The 15,774-nt window shown below is 62.5% G+C and carries 9 protein-coding genes and 1 pseudogene; 7 read left to right on the top strand and 3 right to left on the bottom strand.

Features of this window, described 5'->3' with window-relative positions:
- Window positions 1–26: 26 nt before the first annotated feature.
- From GYM54_RS15645 to GYM54_RS15655, 3 genes and pseudogenes are all read right to left on the bottom strand, one after another.
- Window positions 27–1,621, bottom strand: a pseudogene (locus tag GYM54_RS15645) (GMC family oxidoreductase N-terminal domain-containing protein).
- A gap of 32 nt (window positions 1,622–1,653) precedes the next feature.
- Window positions 1,654–2,181, bottom strand: coding sequence for a twin-arginine translocation pathway signal protein (locus GYM54_RS15650; RefSeq protein ID WP_131649485.1), 528 nt, complete (start codon window positions 2,179–2,181; stop codon window positions 1,654–1,656).
- An 11-nt stretch (window positions 2,182–2,192) separates the two neighbouring features.
- Window positions 2,193–3,623 (bottom strand): coniferyl aldehyde dehydrogenase, encoded by a 1,431-nt coding sequence (locus GYM54_RS15655; protein WP_181099491.1) that lies wholly within the window; start codon window positions 3,621–3,623, stop codon window positions 2,193–2,195.
- 129 nt (window positions 3,624–3,752) lie between these two features.
- On the opposite strand from GYM54_RS15655, the gene GYM54_RS15660 reads away from it, so the two are divergent.
- The 7 genes from GYM54_RS15660 to GYM54_RS15690 all read left to right on the top strand — a co-directional run bounded on the left by GYM54_RS15660 (window position 3,753) and on the right by GYM54_RS15690 (window position 15,766).
- On the top strand, window positions 3,753–4,415 hold the full coding sequence (locus tag GYM54_RS15660; protein WP_197444884.1) for a TetR/AcrR family transcriptional regulator: 663 nt from the start codon (window positions 3,753–3,755) through the stop codon (window positions 4,413–4,415).
- A gap of 184 nt (window positions 4,416–4,599) precedes the next feature.
- A complete protein-coding gene (locus GYM54_RS15665) occupies window positions 4,600–5,055 on the top strand; it encodes a hypothetical protein (protein ID WP_181099495.1) in 456 nt (151 codons plus the stop codon).
- A complete protein-coding gene (gene bcsQ, locus GYM54_RS15670; RefSeq protein ID WP_181099497.1) occupies window positions 5,046–5,831 on the top strand; it encodes a cellulose biosynthesis protein BcsQ in 786 nt (261 codons plus the stop codon). The genes GYM54_RS15665 and bcsQ overlap by 10 nt, the downstream gene beginning before the upstream one ends.
- 15 nt (window positions 5,832–5,846) lie before the next feature.
- Window positions 5,847–10,226, top strand: a complete 4,380-nt coding sequence (gene bcsA, locus GYM54_RS15675; protein ID WP_197444885.1) for a UDP-forming cellulose synthase catalytic subunit — start codon at window positions 5,847–5,849, stop codon at window positions 10,224–10,226.
- Window positions 10,223–14,275, top strand: coding sequence for a cellulose biosynthesis protein BcsC (locus tag GYM54_RS15680; RefSeq protein WP_197444886.1), 4,053 nt, complete (start codon window positions 10,223–10,225; stop codon window positions 14,273–14,275). Before bcsA ends, GYM54_RS15680 begins: the two co-directional genes overlap by 4 nt.
- Complete coding sequence (gene bcsD / locus GYM54_RS15685; protein WP_131649492.1) at window positions 14,272–14,742, top strand: cellulose biosynthesis protein BcsD; 471 nt, start codon at window positions 14,272–14,274, stop codon at window positions 14,740–14,742. Before GYM54_RS15680 ends, bcsD begins: the two co-directional genes overlap by 4 nt.
- Window positions 14,732–15,766 carry a glycosyl hydrolase family 8 gene (locus GYM54_RS15690; protein ID WP_131649493.1) on the top strand — a complete coding sequence of 345 codons (1,035 nt, stop codon included), beginning with the start codon at window positions 14,732–14,734 and terminating at the stop codon, window positions 15,764–15,766. Before bcsD ends, GYM54_RS15690 begins: the two co-directional genes overlap by 11 nt.
- Window positions 15,767–15,774: the final 8 nt, after the last annotated feature.

Below are 15,774 nucleotides of genomic sequence, written 5' to 3' on the forward strand. Positions count from 1 at the left end.
AACGGATGGCCTTGGCAGAGCGGCGGTCAGGCTGTTTTCAGGCGATCGGCCAGCTGGCTGGAGAGTTTGGCGGTCAGGGCGTAGATCGATAACTGCGGATTGGCGCCGATGCTGGTGGGAACAGCGAGCCGTCGTGAATCGAGAGATTGTCCAGCTGGTGGTGCCGGCCGAGGCTGTCGGTTACAGCCTGACGCGGGTCTTCACCCATGGCGCAGCCGCCCATGACGTGGGCACTGCCGAGTCGCGTGCGGTACAGCTCCAGGCTCAGCGCGTCGATGATCTGGCGCGCTTGTCCAAGACTGTTCGGGTAAATGGCGTCGTTGTGCAGCGGTAGCACTGCCTTGGCGCCGGCTGCGAACTGGATCTCCGCCATGCTGTGGTAGGCGCGGCGGATACCGTCCCAGGTATAGCCCGTCATCCGATAGTCGAGTGTGGGTGAGCCGTCGCTACGCAGCTGCACCTGACCTTCGGCGCTGTCCGGGTGGAAGCCGTCGCGCATCAGCGCAAGCATGGCGTTGGTGTGCGGCAGCTGCTGCATGCGCAAGGCATTGTCGACACCGAAACGGCCCAGCAGCGTGGCGGCCAGGGCTGGATGAATGGGCGGCACTTCGAGCTTGTAGGACATGCGACCGCCGGTGCCGTCGTCCCACTGGAACTGATCGGAGTAAACCGATTGCGGCGCGCCATAGAAAGGGTTGATGACCTTATCGAACTGCGCGGCGGAGAAATTCACCAGATGCAGGAAGGTGCGTCTACCGAGGCGTTGGTGTGGGTCGGGGACATCCGAACGCAGCAGAATCGCCGGGGTATTGATGCCGCCGCCGGCGAGTATGTAGTGGCGTGCGCGAACGCAGATCTTGCGTCCGGTAGGGGCAACGCAGCGTGAATCCATAGCCAAGCATTCGAGGGCGGTGATCCGCTCCCTTTCCACGACGAGTCGTTCGGCGCGCGCGAGATAGAGCAGCTCGCCACCGGCATCCAGACTCGCGGGAATGGTCGTCACCAGCATCGATTGCTTGGCGTTGGTCGGGCAGCCCATGCCGCAATAGCCGAGGTTCCAGCAGCCGCGCACATTGCGCGGAATCACCGCCCAGCTGTAGCCCAGGGCCTCGCAGCCATCGCGGATCACCTGATTGTTGGCATTCGGCGGCAGTTGCCAGGGCTCGACGCCCAGCCGTCGCTCCATCCGTTCGAACCAGGGCGCCAGCGTCTCGGGCGAAAGCCCTTTGACGGCGTGTTCGCGAGCCCAGTGTTCGAGTGTCTGCGTCGGGGTACGGAAGCTCGACGTCCAGTTCACCAAGGTCGAGCCGCCGACGGCGCGTCCTTGCAGGATGGTGATGGCGCCGTCCTTGCTGGTGCGGCCGATCGCCTCTTGATAGAGCGAGGCGTACGCCGCCGGTTCCTGCATGTCGAAGTCACGACTGCTGCGAAGCGGGCCTTCCTCGATCAGCAGGACCTTGAAGCCCGCCGCGCTGAGGATTTCTGCACTGGTGCCGCCGCCCGCGCCGCTGCCGACGATGGCGATATCGGCCTCGAGGGTAATGTCCTGCTCGAGCCGTGAGCCGTCACGGACGTTCCAACCTCGGGCGAGGCCTTCTGCAAAGGGATCGGCTACCGGCATCTCTGCTCCTTGATAACGGTGGATTCAATCGATCACGAGATACTGGGCGGCCCGGGGTAACCGCAGTGCGCCCAAGATTCCACACGGCCGTACCAGGCCATCAGAATCATCTGCTGCAGCGAGGCGCAGCCTTGTCGCAGCAGGTCCAGCGAGCTGTTCTCCCAGCGCTGCAGGAACGCCTGGATTTCGGTGTCCTGCGCCTGTCCCCAGCCGCCCCAGATCCCGGTCAGCGGGCCCCGGGTGAGCGGGAGGCTGAGCAGATCGAACAGTTGCTGGACCTGTTTCGATACGGCAGGTGGCAGGTGCGCCAGCCCCTGGTCGAGGCTCGCCAGGGTGCTCGTGACGGCGCGGGCGGTATCCGGCACTGGTATCGCGCCCTCCAGCACCACAGGTGTGAGGCGACGCAGCATCGGCAGATCACTGTCGCGCAGCTGTATGAAGCCACTCGCCGGACGCTCGGCACTGCAACCGGGGAGGCTGCCGAGCAGGCCGGCGCCGGCCAGCGCGGCGCTACCGAACAGGCCGACCTTGAGCAGGCTGCGGCGGGTCGTGGTTGTCATCGGTGGCGGGCTCAGCGCACGAAGAGCTTGTAGATCAGTTTTTGCAGCGCTCTGCCGTACGGGGGATAAATCAGCCGCGCAGCGTTAAAGCGCTGCTTGACGAAAACGCCCTTGGCCTTGCTGAAGGTCAGAAATCCCTCGTGTCCGTGATAGTGGCCCATGCCGGACGGGCCGACGCCGCCGAACGGCAGATCGTCCTGTGCGACATGCAGCAGCGTGTCGTTGAGGCAGGCGCCGCCGGAGTGGGTATGACGCAGCACGTGGCGCTGCTCGGCCTTGTCATAGCCGAAGTAATAGAGCGCCAGCGGGCGGGGGCGGGCGTTGATGTAGGCAAGCGCCTGATCAAGGTCGTCGTAGGGCACGATGGGCAGCAAAGGGCCGAAAATCTCATCTTGCATCAGCTGCATGTCATCGCTGACGCCGAGCACCATGCAGTGCGGCATGCGTCGTTGCTGGCCTTGCTCGAACAGCGGCAGCACGCGGGCGCCCTTGGCTTGGGCATCGTCCAGATAACCCTGCAGCCGGGCGTACTGACGCGGATTGATGATGGAGGTGTAGTCAGGGTTGTCCGCCAGCTGCGGGTAAAAACGCCGTACGGCCTCTCGATAGGCATCGACGAAACCCTCGATACGCTGCCGTGGAACCAGCACGTAATCCGGGGCGACACAGGTTTGGCCAGCATTGAGCGTCTTGCCGAAGGCGATACGCTCGGCGGCGTCGGCCAGCGGTACCTCGGCCGAGACGATGGCGGGCGATTTGCCGCCCAGTTCGAGCGTGACGGGCGTCAGGTTTTCCGCGGCGGCGCGCATCACATGCCGCCCAACGCTGGTGCTACCGGTGAACAGCAGGTGGTCGAAGGGCAGCTGCGAGAAGGCGATGCCCGTATCGGCTTCGCCGAGGATCACCGCGACCTGCTCGTCGGGGAAGATCTGCGCCAGCAGCTTCTTTATTAGCCGCCCCGTCGCCGGAGTGGCTTCGCTCATCTTCACCATCACCCGATTGCCCGCCGCCAGCGCGCCGATCAGCGGACCGATGGCCAGATACAGCGGATAGTTCCAGGGCACGATGATGCCGACCACGCCGAGCGGCTGATAAACCACCCGTGCGCTGGCCGGCTGAAACGCCATGCCGACGCTGCGGCGCGAAGGCTTCATCCAGCGGCGCAGCCGGCGCTTGGCGTAACGAATGCCGTGCAGGCTGGGCATGATCTCTGCCAGCCGCGTTTCATCCGCCGAGCGGTTGCCGAAGTCCTCGCTGATGGCCTCGATCAGTGGCTGCTGATGGTGCGCGAGCAGATCGTGCAACGCTTCCAGCCACTGCAGGCGATCCTCGGCGCCAGGGCTGGGATAGGCCTGAAATGCCTTGCGTTGACGCTCGAACAGCGGCTGCAGGCGTTCGATCTCGGATTGTGTCGGGTCCAGATAGGCGACAGTGGCAAGCATGGCGACGTCCGATATGGGCAGGGTCGGAATGTTTTAGAGTTATTGCTCTAGTCTGTCAATCGAGGTGCTTGCACGCGGCGTCGGGGGTATCTTTGCGCCTCTGCTTCAAGCACGACGGATGAGCCGCAGATGTCTGCAAAACCCAATACCCGCGAACGCATCCTCGAGGCCAGCCTGGAGCTGTTCAACAGCCAGGGTGAGCGCAGCGTGACCACCAACCATATCGCCGCGCATCTCGGGATTTCACCGGGCAACTTTTATTACCACTTCCGTAACAAGCAAATGATCATCGCCGAGCTGTTTGGCCGCTATGAGGCGGATGTCGATGGTTTTTTGCAGCTGCCGGTAGGTCGCGCGCTGACTATTGATGACAAGACCCTCTATCTCGAAGCCTTGCTCTCGGCGATGTGGGATTACCGCTTCATGCATCAGGATCTGGAACATCTGCTGGGCAGCGATGAGCAGCTGGCCGAGCGCTATCGCCTCTTCGCCAGGCGCCATCTGTTGAGTGCGCAGCGGATCTATCAGGGCTTCGTCGACGCCAGGATCCTCGCCATGACGCCGCGTCAGGTGGAGGCGCTGTCGGTCAACGCCTGGATCATCATGACGTCCTGGGTGCGCTTTCTCTGCACCGCCGACGGCGCGCCAAACCAGGCGCTGAACAGGGAGTCCCTGCGCCGAGGTATCTTTCAGCTGCTGGCACTCGAGGATGGTTACGTGACAGCAGATGCTCGATCGTCGATCGAAGCGCTCTACCGGCAGCTATACGCACCGATGTCTTCACTTGTCTGAATGCCGTCAGTCGGCAGACTTGATCATGATCACAAAAATTCATTGATAATGGCATGGCGCCACCATCAAACTAGCGTGGTGGCACGTTCTTTTCAGACTGATAGCAGTGCCGCAGCCGCAGGGCGAAATATCGCCTCGTTCGGCTACGCGTTTGTGCGCTGTCTATGGTTTGGGAGAAATGTAAATGAGCGGACGTGACACAGATATTCGACGTCTCAATGAGCTTACCGGTGGCAACGTCGAATTCCGCGAGTTTGGCGCCTCGATGGATGCGGGCTCCAGCGACTGGAGTTTGTTGAACGCCGTCTCTCGCAGCGTGGATCCAGCTAATGCCGCTCCCAGCACGGACGTGCCGGGTGCCCAGCCGCCGAACCAACCCATCCCCATCGCGCATGAGGCTGATTGGTCCATGTTGACGTCCGTCGGCATGCCGCCGCTGCGCATGGTTGCCGAGGCGCCAATCGTCCCGGAGCCAATCGCTGAGAAATCGACCGTTACAGTGCAACGGCCAACGGCCGAAGCGAACGATGCAAAGCCAAGCTTTGGCCATCTGTTCCGTAAAACGATCATTAATCCACCGCCAGAAGCACAGCATACCGACCTGGTACAGCTATTGAAGGCTATCAGCCGATGCCATTGATCTGCATAACCTCGCCCAAAGGGGGCGTTGGTAAAACGACCCTGGCTGCTAACCTCGCCTTTGCCTTGCAGCGTCTTGGTCATCCGGTCGTCGTCATCGATTTCGACGTGCAGAACGCGCTTCGTCTACATTTGGGCATTGCGCTCAACGACGACCGTGGTTATGTCGCTCATGCGCCACACCAGCCCAATTGGAGCCGGCTCAGCCTGACCACGCAGAGCGGAATTCGCGTGTTGCCTTATGGCGATTGCTCGGCGGAAGCGACGCAGCTTTTCGAACGGCATCTTCGTGAAGATCCCAACGTACTCGCGGAGGGGCTGCGTGACTTTCTGGCGGTCCCCGGTTTGATGGTGATAGCGGACACGCCTCCGGGGCCGACCGCGGCACTCGATGCGCTGGATCGCATCGCCGATTATCGGGTCGCCGTATTGCTGGCGGATTCGGGATCGATATCCCAGTTGCCGAAGATCGAGCAGGGCGACTTCTACCGTTATTCGCGAAACGACCTGAGCTCGGTTGGATATATCGTCAATCAGGTAGACAGGCGTCGGCGACTCAATCAGGACGTAACCGAGTTTCTTCGTGCGAGGCTTGGAAGCCAGGTGCTGGGCATGGTTCACCGTGACGAGGCGCTCGCCGAGGCCCTTGCTACGCAGCAAACCGTCTTTACCTTCGAGCCTGCCGCGGCGTCAGCGCACGACATCGACCAGATAGCTCGTCGTTTGGCGCAACGACTCGAGCATAGCCAGGCCCACCGTCAGGCTCACCGGAACTAAGGAAGGTTTTAATCCATGTCGCACGAAATTGGCCTGGCCAGGCAAGTCCTGGCTAACCTGGTGCTGTGCTGCTCGCTCGCCGCTCTGGGTCTGGTCGTCGTCGTTCCGATGGCGTTGGAAATGCAGGCCCTGCTGATGGTCACCACCATCGGTGCCGCACTCGTGCTGGGCAGGATGCGCAGCCGCTTGATGACGTTGGTGATGATCGTCATCTCGGTCACCGTCTCGCTGCGATACATGTACTGGCGCACGACCGAAACGCTGGTGTTCGGCAATGGGCTCGAAACCTTCCTCGGATTCGGGCTCTATCTGGCCGAGATTTACACCTTGGTCATCCTGATCCTTGGCTACATCCAGACCGCATGGCCACTGGAGCGCCGTATTGCGCCGTTGCCGGAGGATGTTTCGCTCTGGCCGACCGTCGATGTCTATATCCCGACCTACAACGAGAGCCTGAGCGTCGTTCAGGACACCGTGCTCGCCGCGCAGAACCTGGCGTACCCGCGTGACAAGCTGAGCATTTACATTCTCGACGACGGCAAACGCCCTGAATTCGGCGCATTCGCCGCAGCGGCGGGTGTCGGCTATATCGCCCGGTCCGACAATAACCATGCAAAGGCCGGCAATCTGAATCACGGCATGGCGAAGACCCACGGCGAGCTGATTTGCATCTTCGATTGCGACCACGTGGCGACGCAGATTTTTCTGCAGGCCACAGTCGGCGCATTTCTGGACGACCCGAAGCTGGCCTTGATCCAGACGCCGCACCACTTCTATTCCCCCGACCCGTTCGAGCGGAACCTTTCGGCGGGTCGCAAGGTGCCCAACGAGGGCGAGCTCTTTTACGGGCCCGTACAAAAGGGTAATGACTTCTGGAATGCCACATTCTTTTGTGGCTCCTGTGCCGTCATTCGCCGCCGAGCGCTGGAAGATACCAATGGGTTCGCGGTGGAAACCGTGACCGAAGATGCCCATACGGCGCTCAAACTCCAGCGTAAGGGCTGGAATACCGCATTTCTTGGAATACCGCTCGCAGCGGGGTTGGCGACAGAGCGTCTTGTCCTGCACGTAGGACAACGCATTCGCTGGGCGCGCGGAATGACACAGATCATGCGTCTGGACAATCCGCTGCTGGGGCGCGGTTTGTCGTTGCCGCAGCGGCTTTGCTACCTGAACGCGATGTTGCACTTTCAATTCGCCCTGCCGCGCATCGTCTTTTTGACGGCTCCGCTCGCGTATCTGCTGCTGGACCAGAACATCATCTTTTCGTCGGCTGCCGCCATTTTCGTCTATGCGTTGCCGCATCTGGCCGTCGCGATCATCACCAATACCCGTATCCAGGGTAAGCACCGTTACACCTTCTGGGGCGAGATATACGAGACGGTCCTTTGTTTTCACATTGTCTTGCCGACGCTCGTCACGCTATTCAGCCCGAAGCGCGGCAGATTCAACGTGACGGACAAAGGCGATCTGCTGGACAAGGATTACTTCGATGCGCGCATCGTGCGGCCTCATATCATCGTTGCCGCCGTTTTGTTGCTCGGGATCGCGCTCGGCTGCGTACGGTACTTCTGGCTCGCCACCATTGCGCCAAACCCCTACGTACTGGCTCTGAACATTGCCTGGGCCCTGTTCAGCCTGGTGCTGTTGTTCGCTGCCATCGCCGTTGCACACGAAAAGCGTCAGGTACGGGAAACGATTCGGATCGATATCAAGTTGCCGGTCGTGCTGCATCTGGACAACGGCCGCACGTTGCAAACGACTACCGAAGATATCTCGATGGGCGGAATGCGCCTGGCATTGCCGACGGAGGAAATGCTCACCGAGGTGGTCGAGTATGCCGAAATAACTTATGGCGAACGTTCCCAGATCTTCGAAGTGAAAGTGTCCGGCGCAGAGCCCGGCATCTTGCGCCTCAACTTCCAGGCGCCTGGAATCGCTCAGCGACGCGAACTCGTTCGTATCATCATGGGCCGGGCGGATGCATGGTTGCCGCTCGAATCACCAGGCCGAGACCGGCCGCTGCGCTCGCTGTTACTGGTCGTCAGAACCGCGATTTCTCCTTTGCTCCGACGACGCAAAAAGTATGCGTCCGGTGAAAGCGCGAAACCCCTTGAACGGCCCGTATCGAATGCCGCCGCCATGGTTCTGGTGGCCGTGTTCACGGCGGCGTCGGTGATAGCGCCGAACACTACGCTCGCGCAGGTTTCGCCATTGCCCGATCTTCCCGCGCCGCAGGCAGAGACCGTTGAGCTACCTGTACCGGTGTTTAGCGTACCGACCCGGGTGGAGACGCTGACGTTTGGCAAACTGGGCTTTGCCAGCGATCCCTCCATTCGTGGGATGCGCGGTGAGTTGAACGTCCCGTTTTCCGTCAGCCAGCAGGATCTGGTCACCGAAGCGCGCCTGAAGCTCACCATGAGCCACTCGGACCGGCTGCTGCCGGAAACTAGCGACCTGGAAGTCCTGCTCAACGGCGAATTGATCCAGCGCGTTGCGCTCACGCCGGATACCGCGTCCGGTCAGAGCCTCGAAGTGCCGCTCGATCCAATGATGATGCTGCCCTACAACCGCTTGATTTTTCGCCTGCGCGCCCATTATTCGGACCAGTGCGAGAATCCGTTCAACCCGGCGCTCTGGGCGACACTCAGCCGCAGTTCAGCGATCGAACTGGTCACGCAGCCGCTGCCAATGGTCAACGACCTGGCCGCGTTGCCGCAGCCGTTCTTCGACCCTGCCAGCCAGGGCATCGTCACGCTGCCGTTCATCTTCGGTGCCGAGCCAAACGCCGCCATGGCCGAAAGTGCTGCGGCGGTCGCTTCGTACTTCGGTGCGCAGGCCGGCTACCGCAGCGCGCGTTTTCCTGTCCATTACGACGAGCTGCCGACCACCAACGCCATCTTGATCGCGACCGCCGGTGCACTGCCCGATGGGATCGAATTGCCAGTGATCGAAGGTCCGACGCTGGCGGTGATCGACAACCCCCGCCAGCCTCTGTCCAAGTTGTTGCTCGTGCTGGGGCGCGATGCCAACGAGCTGAAAGTCGCCGTCGACGTGCTGACGTTGCAGAGCCAGGGCCTGACCGGCGATCGCGCGCGGGTACAGGCTCGTCCGGTTGCACCCAGAGTGCCGTTCGACGCGCCCGCCTGGTTGCGCACGGATGAGCCTGTGCCGCTGGCGCAGCTGACGGAGGAGGGCGCGCTGACCAGTACCAGCCTCATGCCTGGGCAGATGACCATCGACTTCCGCGCGGCGCCCGATACCTTCGTCTGGCGCAACGGCAATATCCCGCTGCGCCTGCATTACCGCTTCCCGGAGGGCGAGTGGTTCGATGCCTCGAAGTCGCGCCTCGATATCGCCCTGAACGACAACTACCTGACCTCGCTGCCGGTGCTCAAGCCCGGACTGTTCGAAAAGGCCAAACAGCGGCTTGGCTATCCCTCGCGGCTGGAAGAAATCGTGGTGCCGATTCCCGCCTATCTGATCTACGGGCAGAACCGGCTCGACTTCTATTTCAACCTGGATTACGGCGACACCTCGGAGTGCGGTAGCAGCCTGCCGGACGCTGCCTATTCGGCCATCGAGGGCGACTCGACGATCGATCTTTCCAAGACCTACCACTTCGCGCAGCTGCCCAACCTCTCCTTTTTCGTCGGCGCGGGTTTTCCGTTCACGCGCATGGCCGACCTGTCAGAGACCCTGGCGATCCTGCCGAAATCGCCTGCGGAGTCCGAGTTGCAAGCCTTGCTGGAACTGGCCGGCCGCTTTGGCAATGCCAGCGGCTATCCCGCGCGCGGCTTGCGCGTGCAGCTCGGCAGTCAGCTGAGCGACACGATGAAGGGAAAGGATCTGCTGGTGGTCGGCCAGATCGGCGCGCGGCTCGAAGTCGACCCGCTGCTGGCGAAGTCGGCGTTTCGCCGCGAAGACGCGCATTTGCGGGTGCGGGAGCAGAGTCCGCTGGAGCGCGCGATCACCTTGGCCAAGGGCGATTGGGGGCGGGAAACCGATGCCGCCGACCGGACGCTCTCCGGCTATCAGAATTTTCAGGGGCTGCTAAGCGCTGCATCCCCCGTGGATGACACGCGGATCATGGTCATGCTGCTGGCGAGTCGTCAGGAGTGGCTGCCGGATGCGGTGCAGCGGCTCGAGAATGCCCAGCTGAACACTGACATTCGGGGTGACCTCGCCGTGTTCGAAAGCAACAATCGGGTCATGAGCTATCGAGTCGGCCAGCAACTCACCTACGGCACGCTTCCCCTCAACAAATACGCGCGCTGGCTCTTCAGTGAGCGCCCCTTCTTATTGATGTTCATGCTGCTGATCGCCGCTGCCGTGGCGGCCGCCTGTCTTTATCCTCTGCTGCGTGCCCGTGCGGCTCGCCGGGAGCAATCATGATGAGTCGGTTTCGGCCACGTCCGCTGTCCCTTGCCATCTTCTGCAGCTTGTTGCCGGTGCTGGGCTGGTCCCAGACCGCGCCAGCGCCGAACGATGGCTTTTCCGTGCTGATGCAGCAGGCCGATCTCTGGCACGAACGCAATCGACTGGAAATGGCGCGTCAGGTGCTGGATCGCGCGCTGCTGGTGCGTCCGAATGCCGAAGAAGCGCTGTATCGCATGGCGCTCTACGCGCAGGACAAGCAGGCGCGGAAGCAATGGATCGAGCGCCTCCGAGCTGCCAGCCCCGATAGTCATTATTTGGCCAGCCTGAACAGCGCCGACCGCCGCGCACAGATAGACGACCGGGCGCTCGCTGCGGTGCGCCAATTGGCCAGCCGTGGCCGTACGCAGGAAGCGATCAAAGGTTATCGCGCGCTGCTGAACGGCGGCATTCCGTCGCCGGATCTTGCTTCGGAGTACTACCAGACTCTCGCCGGCGATGCGGCATCCTGGAAGGAAGGCGTGGAGGGCCTGAAGCGCCTGGCCGAAGATCAGCCCACCGATGCCGGCGTGCAACTCGCCTACGCCCGGGCACTGACTTATCGCGAAGAGACTCGCCGTCAAGGCATCGAGCGGCTCGCCGAGCTTGCGCCGGCTTCCGCATCGGCGAGCGGCGCCTGGCGTCAGGCGCTGCTCTGGCTCTCGCCGACTGAAGCGGACCGCGCGCGCTACGAGCAGTACATGGCGGCTAATCCGCAGGATCAGGAGATTGGCCAACAGTACGAAGCGGCTATAGCGCGGGCCCAGACGGCCAAGCAGGGCCAGGAACGGGGTGCGGGTTTCACTGCGTTGAGCAAGGGCGAGACAGGCACCGCGCTGGCGAACTTCAGGGCAGCGATCAGCAAGAACCCTAAGGACGCCGACGCGTGGGGCGGGCTTGGCGTCGTGCAGCTGCGCAATCAGCAGTACGCGCAGGCCGCTGCCAGCCTGAGCAAGGCCATCAAGCTGGCGCCCAAGAAAAAGCAGCAATGGGCCGCGGCCCTGCGCGATGCGAATTTCTATAGCCGACTGGCCGATGCACGCAAAGCACGCGATACAGGTGACATCGCAGGGGCCGAAAAGCAGGTCCGGCAACTGAAACCAGGCACGGCGGATCAACGCAGGACGGCGAATCTGCTTTTGGGCGAGTTGCTCTTGCGCGATGAACGGCCGGCCGAGGCCGAGGCCGTCTATCGGCAGAATCTGCAGGCTTCGCCGAACGATTCCGCGAGCCAGCTCGGCTTGTACAACAGCCTCCTGGGCCAACGGAATATTCAAGGCGCTGCGCAACTTCTGCGTAGCACGCCTGCACTGGCCAAGCAGAGTCTGGTTTCGGTTGAGCGAATAGAGGCCCAGGCGCTGCGCGAACGCGGCGAATCGCTGGAAAAAAACGGCGATGTCGACGGCGCGGCTCAACTCTACGCCGAGGCGCTTGCGATGGCGCCAGCCGATCCCTGGGTTCGGCTGGCCTATGCGCGTTTGCTGAACGTACAGGGCGAAGCCGAACAGGCGGAGCGGATGATGGCGCCACTCGGCCAGCGACCCGACGCCGAATCGCGCCATGCGGCGGCGCTGCTGGCAAGCGAGCAGTCGCGCTGGGACGAGGCGTCCGAATTGCTCGCGCAGGTTCCGCCTGCGCAGCAGACCCTGGAAATGCGCGAGCTGCAGCAGCGCGTGGCGGTCAACGAACGCATCGCAACCGCACGCCAGCAGGCGAGCACCGGGAACCCGGTCGTTGCCCGCCAGGCGCTGCGTGAGCTGTACGACAATGCACCAAAGGATCTGGCGGCCCGAGGACGGATTGCCGAGGCTCTGGCCGATCTCGGCGAGCCGGGACTGGCGTTGAGTCTGGTGCGTGACGATTTGTCCGACACCGTCGACGGGCCGGTGCAAGGCTATCTGGGCCATCTCGCCGTGCTGGGCAAGACCGGTCAGAGCGCCGAGGCCGATGTGCTGATGAGGAGGCTCGCCCAGCGCGGCGAACTTACCGCGCAGGACCAGGCCAGCATCGATCAGCTGCGCGATGGGCTGGCCATTACCCAAGCCGATAATCAGCGTCTGCAAGGCGACTTCGCGGGCGCCTACGACACCCTGATGGCGCGCATCAACGTCTCGCCGGCTAACGACGAGCTGCTGCTGGCGATGGGGCGGTTGTACAACGACGGCAAGATGTATCCGGCAGCGGCGAGCGTGTACAACCACGTCCTGCAGCGCCAGCCGAACCATGCGGAGGCCATCGAAGGCGGCGTCAATGCGGCGCTTGGCAACAAGCAGCCCGACCGCGCCCATGCGTTGCTCGCGTCCGCCACTGGCATGGACGAACCGCGCCGGCTGTTCCTGCGTGCGCGTGTTGCCCAGGCCAAGGGGCAGCATCAGCAAGCGCGCATCCTGCTGGAAAACGCTCAGCGGCAGCAACAACGGCGGTTGGCGGGGCAGGGTTCGCTGCTGCTGGCTCAGGGCGCCCGGCCATTCGTCCAGACCAATCCCTTCCGCAAGGCCAGCGACCCTTCAGCCTATTCGGTGGCGGCGGTCGACAGCTCGCTGCCCGCTTATCTGCAGCGCCAGCCGTTCGCCGGTGCCGCCACGCAATCGGCGCCGGTGGGCGACCCGCTGCTACGCGATATCGGCAGAGCCCTCACGGAAGTGAGCGAGCAGACCGCATCGTTCGTTTCCGTCGGTGGCCAGCTGCGTGCCCGCGATGGCGAGGCAGGCCTGAGCAAGCTCACCGAATTCTCGGCACCGATGACGCTTTCCACCGTGCCGCTGGAGTCGGGGCGACTGGAAGTGACGGCGACGCCGGTGAGCCTCAGTGCGGGTACGGCCAGCGATTCGGCGGCTACACGTTTTGGCAGTCATGCTATCCCGGCGGGTCTCGTCAACGGCTCGGCCAATGCCTTCCGCTTGGCTGTCGAAACGGATTACCAGACACGGCTGCAGGTACGCACCCAGCAGGTGTTCCAGAGTGAAAACCGAGCGCTCACCGCTCAGGAGCGTGCCGAGCTGCTGTCCACCAGCCGCGAGGAGATGGCATCAGGCATTCAACAGGGGCTGATCGCCGAAGGCCTGTCAGTCGAGGACGCCACGGCAGTTCGCAACAATTTGCTTGCGAACACGCCGGAGAAGCTGCTGGACAGCTACAAACCCGGTTCGCAGAACGAGGCCGGCGTTGCCCTCAACTTGGCCTACAAGGGCGATCTGATCAGCGCAGACATCGGCACCACGCCGTTGGGCTTCAGCCAGACCAATATCGTCGGCGGGATCAAGGTCTCGCCGAAGCTGGGCCAGAATGGCCGGCTGGACATTGACGTCCATCGCCGCGCGGTCACCGACAGCCTGCTGTCCTATGCGGGCTCGAAGGACCCGCTGACCGGCAAGGAATGGGGGGCCGTAACGCGCACCGGCGCCGGCATACAGTACAGCTACGATAACGGCAGCGCAGGGTTCTATGTCGGCGGCAAGGCCGATCGTTACGCCGGGAAAAACGTCGTCGACAACACCGGCCTGGGTTTCAGTAGCGGTATCTACGTCCGGCCGATTCAGGAACAGGATCGCCAGCTGCAAGTCGGGGTTGGTCTGGACTGGATGAGCTTCGACAAGAACCTTGGTTTTTATACCTCGGGTCATGGCGGTTATTTCAGTCCGGAAAACTACGTGGGCGTCTCGCTGCCGGTGCAGTGGACGCAGTCGTTCGGCAAGCGCTGGGGCATGCAGGTTGGTGGCGCGCTGGGTTACCAGTCCTACAGTCAGGACAGCGCCGATTATTTCCCCAACGACTCCGAAATGCAGGGCGCGCTGGAGGCAGTGCAGGCGGTGGTCAGCGAGTATGTCACCGACTACAGCGTCCAGGTACAGAGCCGATACAGCGGGCAAAGCGAGAGCGGTATGGCGGTCAACCTGCGCGGCAAACTCGAATACAAGCTCGGCGATCAGACCAAGGTTGGCGGTGCGCTGGGCTATGACAGTTTCGGTGAGTACAAAGAGACCACCGGCTCGATCTACATCAAACACAACCTGGAGAAACTGCCTTGACCTCGGCTAACCCAATCGAAACACGCAGCCTGGCGTACCTGGCCAAGCAGCGCGGCAGTGCCCAGGGCCTTCCCATGCTGCAGGCGCTGGTCGGAGAAATGTTCGATTCGGCGGGCGAGCACGATGGTTGTGCGTTCATGCGCCATGTAGGTCGCCGTATGGCCAACGAGCTTGGAACGCCGAGCGCGAGCACGCTCGAAGCACTCGAAGAGGCTATCAACAACCAATGGCTCGGCATGGACTGGGGCTGGGTAACCCTGACCACCGATGGAAGAAGCCTGACGCTGACCCACGGCGCCTATCCCGGTGCGGGCGGCGGCTCCAGCCAATGGCAAGCAGCGATGGCGGCGTTGCTGGAAGGCTTGTATGAGGCCTGGCTGGTGGTGCTCGGTGAAGGTGCGCCGTTGAGGGTCAGCTGTACGGAACAGGTCGAAATGGCGTTGGTGTTCCGCTGCCATGGCGCCTAGAAGCTGGATTGTGGTCCTGTTGCTTGGCATCAGCCTGTGTAGCTCCCTGGCTTATGGCGCGCCAGAAAAGCTCTGCCCGGCGGACTGGGATCAGTACCGCCAACGCTTCATGGCTTCCGACGGGCGCATTCAGGATACCGGTAACGGCAATATCAGCCACTCCGAAGGCCAAGGCTGGGGCATGTTGTTTGCCGTTGCCGCAGGCGACCGGGAAGCTTTCGACAGGCTCTGGCGCTGGACCGATACGACGCTTCGCCGCCAGGACGTTGCGCTTTTTTCGTGGCGTTACGATCCGGCCGGGGCGCCGCCGATTGCGGATCTCAACGACGCGAGCGATGGCGATGTGCTGATCGCCTGGGCGTTGCTGCGCGCTGGCCAGCGCTGGGGGGATGCCGAGCTACTGCTGAAGTCAGGTGAAATCCGTGATGCGATTACCCAGCGATTGGTCAGGCGCATTCAGGGTTACACCACGCTATTGGCCGGAATCGAGGGGTTCGATCAGCCGGCTGGAACGGTCATCAACCTTTCCTATCTGGTCATCCCGGCGTTCGTCGAATTCGACCGCGTCGACCATCAAGGGCCTTGGAAAGACTTGTTGAGCGATGCGCCGCGCCTGCTCAAGCTGGCGCGGTTCGGAAAGTACGACCTGCCGCCGGATTGGCTGCTATTGCCGGATCGCGGCCGTCCGTATCCAGCCGGTGGTTGGCCTGAGCGTTTCAGTTTCGATGCGGTGCGAATCCCGCTGTACTACCGCTGGGGCGGCGTCGATGCGAAGGAACCCGACCTGCTCAAGCCGTTCGACCGCTTCTGGCGCAGCGAAGGCAAACAGCGGCCACCGGCATGGATAAACCTTGACGATGGGTCGGTTGCGCCGTATCCGATATCCACGGGCGTGGCAGCCATTCATGCTTATCTGACAGGCGCGCCCGCGCCTGCATCTCCGGTAGGCACGGAAGACTACTATTCGGCTTCCCTGTATCTGCTTGCGCAGCTTGCCGGCGGCGGCTGTAAGACTGACAACTAACGGATGGG

This window comes from Pseudomonas sp. MTM4 (assembly GCF_019355055.1).
Lineage (GTDB): Bacteria > Pseudomonadota > Gammaproteobacteria > Pseudomonadales > Pseudomonadaceae > Stutzerimonas.